Annotated in this window: 7 protein-coding genes and 1 pseudogene; 4 read left to right on the top strand and 4 right to left on the bottom strand. The window is 39.4% G+C overall.

Annotated features, from left to right (window positions below; translation table 11 throughout):
- Positions 1-118: 118 nt before the first annotated feature.
- A pseudogene (locus tag ACP8HG_RS13010) lies at positions 119-1,180 on the bottom strand (permease).
- Positions 1,181-1,851: 671 nt separating this feature from the next.
- Between ACP8HG_RS13010 and ACP8HG_RS13005 the strand changes: the two are divergent.
- The 3 genes from ACP8HG_RS13005 (at position 1,852) to ACP8HG_RS12995 (ending at position 3,955) form a co-directional block, all read left to right on the top strand.
- Positions 1,852-2,562, top strand: coding sequence for a GDSL-type esterase/lipase family protein (locus ACP8HG_RS13005; RefSeq protein ID WP_438296613.1), 711 nt, complete (start codon positions 1,852-1,854; stop codon positions 2,560-2,562).
- A 245-nt stretch (positions 2,563-2,807) separates the two neighbouring features.
- On the top strand, positions 2,808-2,948 hold the full coding sequence (locus ACP8HG_RS13000; RefSeq protein ID WP_338655293.1) for an aldehyde dehydrogenase family protein: 141 nt from the start codon (positions 2,808-2,810) through the stop codon (positions 2,946-2,948).
- A gap of 14 nt (positions 2,949-2,962) precedes the next feature.
- Complete coding sequence (locus ACP8HG_RS12995; RefSeq protein WP_399628916.1) at positions 2,963-3,955, top strand: bile acid:sodium symporter family protein; 993 nt, start codon at positions 2,963-2,965, stop codon at positions 3,953-3,955.
- Between the two features lie 942 nt (positions 3,956-4,897).
- On the opposite strand, the gene ACP8HG_RS12990 is transcribed toward ACP8HG_RS12995, so the two are convergent.
- Genes ACP8HG_RS12990 through ACP8HG_RS12980 form a run of 3 tightly spaced genes read right to left on the bottom strand, consistent with a single transcriptional unit; the run spans position 4,898 to position 9,148 of the window.
- A complete protein-coding gene (locus tag ACP8HG_RS12990) occupies positions 4,898-5,272 on the bottom strand; it encodes a carboxymuconolactone decarboxylase family protein (protein ID WP_342539000.1) in 375 nt (124 codons plus the stop codon).
- 1 nt (position 5,273) lies between these two features.
- A complete protein-coding gene (locus ACP8HG_RS12985) occupies positions 5,274-6,908 on the bottom strand; it encodes a thiamine pyrophosphate-binding protein (RefSeq protein ID WP_438296610.1) in 1,635 nt (544 codons plus the stop codon).
- 26 nt (positions 6,909-6,934) lie between these two features.
- Positions 6,935-9,148: an EAL domain-containing protein gene (locus ACP8HG_RS12980; RefSeq protein ID WP_438296608.1), complete on the bottom strand. Its 2,214-nt coding sequence runs from the start codon at positions 9,146-9,148 to the stop codon at positions 6,935-6,937.
- A 1,061-nt stretch (positions 9,149-10,209) separates the two neighbouring features.
- Between ACP8HG_RS12980 and ACP8HG_RS12975 the strand changes: the two genes are divergently transcribed.
- A complete protein-coding gene (locus ACP8HG_RS12975) occupies positions 10,210-11,466 on the top strand; it encodes an S-layer homology domain-containing protein (protein WP_438296606.1) in 1,257 nt (418 codons plus the stop codon).
- Positions 11,467-11,645 lie beyond the last annotated feature (179 nt).

Here is an 11,645-nt window from a genome sequence, read left to right as displayed (position 1 = left end):
TTTGTACGTTAATTTGTATATATGAATTGTTTACCAGTGTGTCTTGTATTCAGATGAAAAATTACCTGAGCAAGAGACATATTTCATCTCCTGCTCAGGTATATTCAGTAACTATCTCTTATAAAATATACATACCAATCAAACCGCATAGTATACCTAGCAATACGACGGATCCTGCTACAAAAAACAAGACTCTTGTAGGGAACGATTTTGCAACTAACAACAGGGATGGCAGACTGATAGAGGGTAATGTGATTAGGAGTGCTGCAGCCGGACCACCACCAAGCCCAAAGGACATGAACGTTTGGATAATAGGTATTTCCGCAGCTGTCGGAATCACAAATAACATACCTGCAATTGCAAAAATGATAATTGTAAAAATGGTATTGGCAGAGGCTTCGCTCACATGCGGGAATAACCATACACGAACTGCCCCCATCAATAGAACGGATAGGATATAGGCCGGAAGAATATACAAAGTCATTCTTCCTAAGCTCTTCATCCATCTCGAAATGAAGGAACCTGTCTCCTCGACATCCGCTTCTTTCATGATTTTATCGATATCTACTTGTTTTACAGCAAGCACAAAACGATTGGCCAGATAGCTGACGCCAAAAGTCAAAATCACACCGAACACCAGTCGGAGTAAAGTGAATTACCAAGATAAAACAAATGTCATGGAAATCATCGTGGCAGGGTTTAAGGTCGGATTGCCGAGCCAAAAAGCAAGGCTAGCCCCTACAGAGACATTTTTCTTGCGTAGTCCGACAGCAATCGGTGCAGCACAACAGGTACACATCATGCCTGGAAGTGAAGAAAGGCCTCCAATTGCCGTGCTGCCAAATGAAGTTTTTCCAAGTACTCTGAGCAACCAGTTTGCCGGCAACAATACCTGCACTAAAGATCCAAATAGAATACCTAAAACAGCCGCTTTCCAAACAGAATTGAAATAGATCAAGGCATAGGACCAAGCGCCTTCCCAAGAGAAAGATTCTGATGTAGACGGATCCCCCAAAATGGAATTCCCGATTGAATGAGAATTAATGGCCAAGATGCTTTTGCTATAATACGGAATCCATTTCAAATAGGCCAATCCCACAACGGCAATCAACAAAAATATCAAAATATAAACAATCGTCCTTTTGGAACGGGACGATTGAGAAGGTAATGAATGATTCATCTGTACATCTCCCATGAAAATAAAATAACTAGCTAATTATAGCACTATATTAAACAAGAAATTAACTATTTTTTCTTTTGTGTTTTTTTGTGCAATTGTAGTGTGCAACAAAGCCCGGAATGTGTGCAACCAATCTCGGGAAGTCTACAACAAATCCGATGAAGCGACCAACAAACGGGGAGGTGTCCAACGAAACTCTCGAAGTGTGCAACCAAGCCCAGAAAGCGTCCAAGCAATCTCGAGAAGTCTGCAATCAATCCCAAGAAGTCTGCAACCAATTCGGGAAAGTGTCCAACCAACAGGGAAGTCTCCAACGAACCAATTGAAGTGTCCAACAAAGCCCGGAGAGTGTCCAACCAATCCCAAGAAGTCTACAACCAATTGAGGAAAGCGTCCAACCAACAGGGAAGTGTCCAACAAACTAATAGAAATCTCCAACAAATCCGAGAAAGTGTCAAACCTAAATTCAAGTCCCTATGCGTGAAAAAATTAAGAATATACACTGTGATTTTATGATAATACAATCAAAATTAGGTTTATGGATGACTGCCTGACTACATAAGGAATTGAACCTGAAATATGAGATGAAATAAAACATTATTTGTTGGAAATCTGGGTATAGATATATTGTAGTAAGCTCCATACATAAGGAATAGATTTAAGAATAGGAAGTGTCAAATTTGAAAAAGATTAAGTCTTTATTGGTTATATCATTACTTTTAAATATCATTTTGATTGGAGTGGGAAGTGTTGGAGTGTCTAAAATAGGCGGCATTGAATTCATTAAAAAACAAATGCAACCGGCACCTTCCGGAAAAGGAACTTCAGATTATTACTTCACGAAAAAAAGTATCTTCGATCAGTCCGATGTTAAAGATGTACATAAAATATTCATTGGGGACAGCATTACAGATTATGGAGAGTTTCAGGAATACTTCCCTAACGAGGTTGTACTAAATAGAGGAATTAGAAACGACGTGTCAAAAGGAGTATTGAATCGAATACAGGAAGTGGTTAATCGGAACCCTAAAGAGGCATACCTTATGATTGGCGTTAACGATATTCGATACTCCAAAGGTAGTAAGAATTTCGAAAAACACATAACTGCGATTGTGAAGTCTTTCGAAGGTGAAAGCAGTAAACTCATTATACAATCCGTACTTCCAGTAAATAACGAGCTGTTTGGTAATGAAGTATCTAATAAAAAAGTAAAACAATTTAATGAAGTATTACAAAGGATTGCTGAAGAAAACGGAATCGAATACATTGATTTACATTCTAGTTTCGTGGACAAGAACGGGCAATTGGATGAGAAATTCACAATAGATGGAATCCACTTAAATGGGGAAGGGTACAAGATTTGGATGGATGCTCTAAGTTGAAAATGATAATTTCAAAACTGTGAGATACTATTTTAGATATACACTACAATTTTATAATAATACAATGAAAAACAGACAAATTGGTGAATGTCTGTTTTTTTATATTTGTTTTCGCATAAGTGATATTTTTGTCTTTTTGTCAAGCACGGTATCTTTCACTCGTTCGGGGAAGTATCTAACCATAGTAAGTCAATTGTACAGGGAAAAATATTTGGACCTGTGCATAGTGTGGTACATTTGGTAAAGTGGAAGAAGCAATTGAATTAGCAAATGCCACTGATTATGGACTGGTTGCTGGTGTTTGGACTAAAGATATTGATATAGTACATTATGTAGCGATAGGCGGTGTTCAAATACCGTTTGGAGAATATAAGAATAGGCTCTAAAAAGGAGGTTTGAAATGAAAGCACTTAACAAAATTAGTAGTTTAGCTGGTAAACATTTTGCCCTTATAGTAATAGTGTTTTCTGTCCTAGCTTTTATGGTTCCAAGTTTGTTCTCTTCATTTGGTGCGTATATCACTATCTTACTTGGGGTCGTAATGTTCGGCATGGGACTTACGTTGAAAGCATCCGACTTTAAATTAGTTTTTACGAATCCAATCCCTGTTCTAATAGGAGTGGTTGCACAATTTTCTATTATGCCAACTATTGCATTTATTATCGCTTATTCATTAAAATTACCGGCTGAACTTGCCGCTGGTTTGGTTTTACTTGGAAGTGTTCCTGGGGGTACTTCTTCTAACGTAATGGTATATTTAGCTAAAGGAAATGTTCCTCTATCCATCACAATGACAACTGTCTCTACATTACTTGCTCCAATTATGACACCATTTCTGTTGTTAATTTTTGCAGGGCAATGGTTGCCAGTCGATCCAATGTCTATGTTTATATCTATTGTACAGGTGATCATTATTCCGATTATATTGGGTTTATTAGTTAATAAATTCCTACCTACTGTTACCAGTAAAAGTGAATCTGTTTTACCTCTAATCTCTATTGTTGCGATTACGATTATTGTCTCTGCAATTGTTGCAAACAATAAAGAAAATATTGCAACTGCAGGAATACTAGTGTTCGTTGCAGTCTTACTGCATAATGGATTTGGACTTTTATTAGGATACTATGCAGCGAAAGCTTTAAGACTATCTCGTCAAGACCAACGTGCAATATCGATTGAAGTAGGAATGCAGAACTCCGGTCTTGGTGTAGCTTTAGCTGCTGCATATTTCACGCCACTAGCTGCATTACCAAGTGCATTCGCTTCCGCATGGCAAGTAATAACCGGAACTATTCTCGCTTCCTACTGGGCAAAACATGAAGTACCAAATGATACTAAAGAAGTGCAACCACTTCACGATCCTTTCTCAGATGCTGAAGACCTATCAAAATAACATGAAAAAGAGCGCTTGATGAAGTATCAAGCGCTCTAAAACTATTGTTTATCTGTATGAAAAAATAAAGGATATTTCTAGATATAATCGAATAAATTCATCGAAAAGGAACTATGTAAAATCACGATGCCGCTAAAAAGTATTAAATTGAGTACATTGCACATAATTTAACCAATCACCAATGGGCTAAATTCCATAAAATAAAGGCAGTGATAAAGTTGCATCTACGTCTTTTTTTCACGGAAAAAGAAACTTCCTATCCCGAAAAAGTGGTACTCAACCAATGAATGGTTTTCCAAGGAAATGAGGGAAGCCTCCAACAAAACTATTGAAGTCTACAACCAAGCACAGAAAGTGTCCAACGAACCCCAAGAAGACTACAACCAATTCATGAAAGTGTCCAACCAACAGGAAAGTCTCCAACGAAACTATGGAATTGTGCAACCAAACGTAGAAAGTGTCCAACGAACCCCAAGAAGTCTACAACCAATTTATGAAAGCGTCCAACCAACAGGGAAGTGTCCAACAAAACTATGGAAGTGTGCAACCAAGCGTAGAAAGCGTCCAACGAATCCCAAAAAGTCTGCAACCAATTCATGAAAGCGTCCAACCAACATGGAAGTCTCCAACGAAACTATGGAATTGTGCAACCAAGCGCAGAAAGCGTCCAACGAACCCCAAGAAGTCTACAACCAATTCATGAAAGTGTCCAACCAACAGGGAAGGCTCCAACGAAACTATGGAATTTTGCAACCAAGCGTAGAAAGTCTCCAACTAAACTATGGAACTGTCCAACAAACCACATAAACTCTCCAACCAACCCCACAAAAATAGAAAAGACCAAACATATTTACAAATGTCTGGTCTTTTCCATGTTTATTTAAATGTGTGAACTATATGCCTTCATATCAAGCCTATCAATCCTTCAGGCGCCAATAATCCCTACTCATTCTTAGCGAAAATCTCTCCGGCGATTCCCATTGCTTGAACGGCTTTAGGGAAACCGACATATCCGGCACACTGGATTATGATTTCGATAATTTCATCTTTTGTGAGGCCGACGTTTAAGGCTGCCTGCAGGTGAACTTTAAATTGTTCAAAAGCTCCCTGTGTGATGAGGGAAGTGAGTGTTATGAATTCCCGTTCTTTAAGGGTAAGACCTTCTCTAGTGTAAAGATCACCAAAGCCGAAGGATACAATCATCTCCCAAAAGTCAGGTGAGATTTTTTTTATGCCTTCCATGCCCGTCCGTACTTCTTGCGAGAATAATTCTTCCATTGCATTTAAACCGTACTCATACCGCTTGTTATTTTCCATATTATTGCCTCCCCATTGTTGGTGGAATTTCATTTTCAAGAACTAATGCTTCAATTACAATCGGTTTGTTGGTTTCTTTAATCATATGTAACGCTTCTTTTATAGCGTCGGTTAAATCATAAGGGGTATGGCATGTAGTTGCTGTTAATCCCATTGATTCGGCAAATTTAGCTACGTCGAGTGGAGTTTCATAAATACCACCGATGGACGTGCCGATCATTTTTTGCATTCCTTTTTCCACCATGTCCAATCGTCCATTATTCAAAACGATGAACAGGACAGGGGAGTTATAATTGTAAGCTGTCGAAAGTTCCGTACCATGCATGAACATACATCCATCACCAACTAAACAAATAATTGTTTTTTCGGGGGCTGCTAGTTTTGCACCTATGGAATAGCCGATTCCGTTACCCATCGCACCGAATATATCATCAAAGAAGAAAGTTCCTGGTTTGTAAATATCAAAGTATTTAATGCCGTAGAATGAATGGCTCCCATCATCTCCAAAAATAATTGCGTCATCTGGAAGCGTGTTACGCATCACCCGTAATACTTGGACTGCAGACATTCGCTCACCGGGCTGATTATCCTGAAGTGGGCTCAACTTAATTGGTAATAAAAAGGCTTCGCTGTTTGTTTCTGGTATATCCTTTAAAATCGCTGTTAGATTAGATTTAATGTCGCCAAGCACGGGAGTAGTTGGTGCTTGAATTGATTTCCCGATAAAGGTTGGGTCATAATCAAAGTGGATGATATGCTCTGGATACATCGCTTCGGATAATCCAGCGATCGACATGTCACTTAATCTTGATCCGATGATAATAAGTAGGTCAACCTGCTCATTAAAGTATTCTGCTGCTTCCACGGTACCGCCCAATCCGAATGCTCCTAAAGAGAGCTTATGATTGGATGGAAATGTACCTTTTCCACCTGGTGTGGTGATGACAGGAATGTTCCAATGCTCAGCAATATGCTGCACTTCTTCGTAGGCCTTGCTGGAATGAACGCCTTTTCCCAGAAATAGGAGGGGACGCTTGGCCGCATGTAGTTTTTCGATTACATCACAGGTATTGGGTGAAATCATTTCATGGGACACTGGAAATTCTAATTGAAATGGTTCGATCTCTTGAAGTAAAATATCAAACGGAATAGACAGATGCACAGGTCCTTTTACACCTGATAATGCTTTTTCAAGGGCGTGCTGCAGGAACGGCTGTAGCATATCACCGCGCTCTACCCGTGCACTGAATTTAGTGACAGATTTAAACATATCCACAAGATCGGTACCGAATATGCTGGAGTCCTGACCCATTGCTTTTCCAGTATCTTTCAGTGAAGGGTGCCCTGTGATAATTAATAAGGGAAGATTGGAGGCTTTCGCCTGACCGGCGGCTGTCAGTAGGTTGGTCCCACCAGGCCCAGACGTACCAACTGCGACCCCGATCTTCTGATTCATTAAGGCATAGCCGGAAGCTTCAAACCCAGCGGCTGCTTCGTGTTTACTTAATACAAATTCCAGATCATGTTTCAATATCTCGAATAATATAGGGGATATTGCCTTTCCCGGAATGCCGAAAATATGATTAATACCCCAATATTTGAAATTCGCTACTAATACGGATGCAGTCGTTGTCATGCTGTTTGCTCCCCCTATTATCCTTATCATACTAAATAAATTTCCTCGATTTCCTCAATTGGAAGTGGCTTGCTGAAGAAATAGCCTTGCGTTATATCACATTGGTGATTTGTCAGGAAGTCGAGCTGTTCCTTTGTTTCAACACCTTCTGCAATCACTTCCTTATGAAGGTTGTGTGCTAACGTGATAATTGCGTTTACAATAATGGCATCATTCGGATCGTTCATTAATTCACTAATGAAGGATTTGTCGATCTTAATATAATCAATCGGGAAGTTTTTAAGATAGTTCAGCGAGCTATAACCAGTCCCGAAATCATCAATACTGATGCCGATGCCGAGCGATTTCAGCTTATTCAATACGAGAATAGAGTATTCGTACTCCATAGCCATATATTCGGTGATCTCGACTACGAAATAGTGCGGGTCGAGTGCTGTACGTTCCAGAACTTCCTCCACAAATGTAATGAGATTTCTAGTAAGAAATTGCTGTGTAGATAGGTTAACTGCAACTTTTACAGGTACCATTCCAGCATCCTGCCATTTTTTGTTTTGGGAACATGCCTCATTGATGACCCACTCTCCAATTTGGGTGATCAATCCATTTTCTTCAGCCAGTTTGATAAATTTACCTGGAGGGAGCAGACCTAACCTTGGATGCTGCCAGCGAATTAATGCTTCAAACCCAATCAATTTACCGGTCTGGTTATGAATTTGCGGCTGATAATGAAGTACAAATTCATTATTATCAAGTGCTTTCCTTAAATCGATCTCGAGACTATATTCATCCATCATATCTTCTAGTAATTCGGAGGTATGAACGACATAACGATTTTTACCCCGTGATTTTGCCTGATACATCGCATTATCTGCGTATACCATGAACCTTTCCATTGAAACGGGATAGGCGGGATAAATTGCAACTCCGATACTCGCTGTCGTATGCAACTCTTTCTTGCCGACTTGAAAAGGTTCATGAAACAGATTGAGTATCTCTTCGGCCTTTTTCGTCGGATAATCAGGACTACTAAAATCTGTAAGCAGGAAGATAAATTCATCACCACCCATTCGGGCAAGTACATCCTGTTCCCCAAGACAACCAGATAAACGCTCGCTTACCTTGATAATGAGTTCATCCCCATATGAATGACCAAAGTTATCGTTAATGACTTTAAAGCGGTCCAGATCCATGTACAAAAGAGCCATCGTCCGATTTTGGCCTGCTTTTAGTCCCTGGATGATGATTGCTAGTTCCTTATTAATATATCGTCTGTTTGGTAGATTTGTTAAATCATCATGATAGGCTAAGTAGTTATATTTTTCCTGCAGTCGGTAACGGTCTGAAATATCCCTGAACTGGCCAAAGGCACCAATCATTTTATCTTCTTCATAAATGGGCTGGGCATCGAACAGGCAGACAACTAGGTTACCCGCGTTATCTATAAATTTGATTTCTTCGTTTTCGAATATTTTTCCTTGTTCCAGTACTTCTTTAAAATAGTCTCCCGTTATTGACGATTCGCAAATATTTCTTCCTACAACCGATTCTCTGCTGTTATTCGATATTTTTTGGGCAAAATCATTAAACTCAGTAGTGATTCCAAACTCATCTGTAACAACAATCCCATTTCTTGTTCTGCTTAACATGATTTGATTCATAATATTAAGTTTTTTATTTTGTTTTCTTAATAAAAGTTCCCTTTCAATCGAATCAACCGCCTGGGTTAACATCGTAAGAAAAAGCGGGTTTTGAAATGAGATGGGCATCATGATGGACACACTACCAAGTAGGTTATTGTCATCAGTATAGTGAAATGCAGCCCCATAACACGCAATGTTATGAAGAAACGTATGATAATGTTGCTCGCCAATTAGACTGATTGGGTGTTTTTGTTGCAATGAAAGACTGACGACACTCGTGCCTGTATCTTCCTGGGTGAACAGGCTACTTAGTCTGATCCCAAATTGTTCGATGGTAGACTTTATAGTTTCATCTCCTTCAATTTCAAGAAGATAACCGTTTGCATCCGAAACAACAACGAGTATCGGCGTGCCCTTTAAGGAGTTCAGTAGCTTATTCGAGAAAAAACTCACAACTGACAAGATTTCACTATATGATTTTCTTTTCTCGGCAAACTCCACTTCGCTCAAAAAGTTCTTTGGCCTCGATACCTCATTCGGATCCATTCCGGACGCTTTGCACATTCTTTTAGACTCAGTAATATAGTATGGTTCCGTCATATTTAAGTCCCCCTTCCAATATCCTTGTAAGAATTATATATTTCCTTGCCTCAATTAGTAGCTGGATTATTAATGAATAAGTAAAAAAAATCCTTTTCTGCCGAGGTTAAATCAATAAAATAACCAGTAGAAAGGATTCTTATAATACCAATTTTACCGCAATTTCAGCTTAATATCAATCTGAGTATTGGCATAGCAGTTAGCTATGCCACGCTACTATTAAAATATGCTAAAGTTGTATAAAAATAGAATGTAAATCAGACGAATTATCTATTATTTATTTTTTATATACTCATTTAGTCATAGGGATGGTTTATCTCTTTGTCAAATGGAGGCAGATTTTAAACATGTCTGCGACTATTTAGCCCTTAAAGGTTATAAGTTCATGTCAGTGGTTAGTTGCCTGTTGAAGTAACTGTTGCAGTCTGATCTAACCATCGATAAAGAGTCCAACCGAGCCGAGAAAATGTCCAACGAAACCCATGAAGTTTACAACGAATCTATGAAAGTGTCCAACGAACAGGGAGGTTTCCAACGAAACTCTCGAAGCGTCCAACAAAGCTCAGAAAGTGTCCAACCAATCCCAGAAAGCGTTCAACCAACGGGGAAGTCTCCAACGAAATTCCCGAAGTGTTCAACCAATCCTAGAAAATGTCCAACCAATCCCGAGAAGCCTCCTATCAATCTATGAAAGCGTCCAATCAATGGGGAAGTCTCCAACGAAACTCTCGAAGCGTCCAACCAAGCCGAGAGAATGTCCAACGAATCCCAAGAAGTTTACAACGAACCCATGAAAGCGTCCAACCAACTCGGGAAAGTTTATTTAAATGTGTTGTTTTTAGTGGTACGGGTAAATACTATATAAAAAGGATATTTTTATCCAGAAAAGTGTATGGGAAATAACCAAGTCGTTAAAAGTAGGAGAAATTAATTATGGACAGAGATAAGAAGGTGGAAATAATGAATATTCAGCTTGATAGTTTATAAAGTAATGTTGTTCAAGTAATGATAATTGGGTTATAGCTGCATCGAATTACGAAGCAAAAAGGAGATGGTATTAGATGAAAAACCGTTGGATATGGCAATGGCTTAGCTGCATTGTTGTTGTGGCAGTTGTGTCTCTCAGTGGACAAACAAAAGCTTTATCTCAATCGTTTAAAGATGTCTCACAAAACCACCCTTTTCGAGAAATAATTCAGAACATGCAAGTAAGGGGGCTGATTAATGGCTATCCGGATGGCTCGTTCAGACCAGACGAAACAATTTCACGTCAGCATGTTGCTCATTTATTGGATAAAGCATTAGCGTTAGAAGCGAAGACAGTCGCCGTTATTCGTTACAAGGATGTGCCTACGAATCATCCTTACTCAAATGCGATTTTAAAAGTTTCACAAGCAGGAATTTTCAGCGGAGACGTTAATGGGAACTTTAATCCTAACGCACCCATCACACGGGTACAGATGGCTAAAGTACTGGATCTGGCGTTTGAATTAAATATTAAATCCTTCAGCCATTATCGAGATGTAGGTAAAAATAATTGGGGGTTTCTGCACATACAGGCCCTCAATTCAAATGGGATTACAGTTGGAAATAAGGGCTATTTTAAACCGAATGAGCCCGTGACACGTGCCCATTATGCGGCATTTCTGCACCGTGCGTTAAAAATGCCTAAGGTTCCAATCCCTAATCCGAACCTCCCGCCGACGAAAGAGGAAATACTAAATTTAGTCTATAGATTGCCTGTTACAGTTGAAACTACTATTAATAATTCTAAGTTACAGTCGTCCCCGTTTAGCGCGGTTCGTACGGAACTATTGGAAACTGCAACGCAACCGTTAGTGGACTCAGACTTGAAGAATTACTATGCAAATATGTGTACGTATTGTGATATGGGTCTTTTTCCATCTCTAGCGGATGAAACAGATTACCGATTTGAAATTCTTGAAAACACGCCAAATTTAGTTAGGATTCGTACGGTTTCCTTTGACGCTCCGCTTGAAGACGCTGTTTATTTGGAGTATGGGTTTGAAAAACAATCGGGCAAGTGGAAACTGTCAATATTCGACTGGGATCACGTCGGGGCAGGAAGCTTTGACCTTACCAAAGAGGAAGCGCTTCAAATTGTGGGAAATGAGTATGCTAGCTATGCATCGTCGCCGGTACGAGTGACTTTTCTTAACACCAAGTATGCCGATGTATATGATCCATACACGGACCAGGATTATCGTCGCCTTGTGTACCGAATGCAAGTGGAAACTGAAGAAGGGAGTTTCAATACCTTTTTCTATCCACATAGCGGATTGTTTGATCAAGAATAGACAGTGCATGAAAAGTGTCTCTACGTGACAATTTTCAGAAAATACACTACGCTTGTATAATAATAGAATGAAGATTAGACACTTGGTGAATGTCTGGTCTTTTTTTTGTATTTTTATTCAATAAGTTGATCGGTGAAATGAACAGTCACCAGTTCGACTCTGAAACGATTACCGCGGTA

The organism is Sporosarcina sp. FA15, assembly GCF_051550195.1.
Classification (GTDB): Bacteria; Bacillota; Bacilli; order Bacillales_A; family Planococcaceae; genus Sporosarcina; species Sporosarcina psychrophila.
This window is presented reverse-complemented; position numbering and strand designations above follow the sequence as displayed.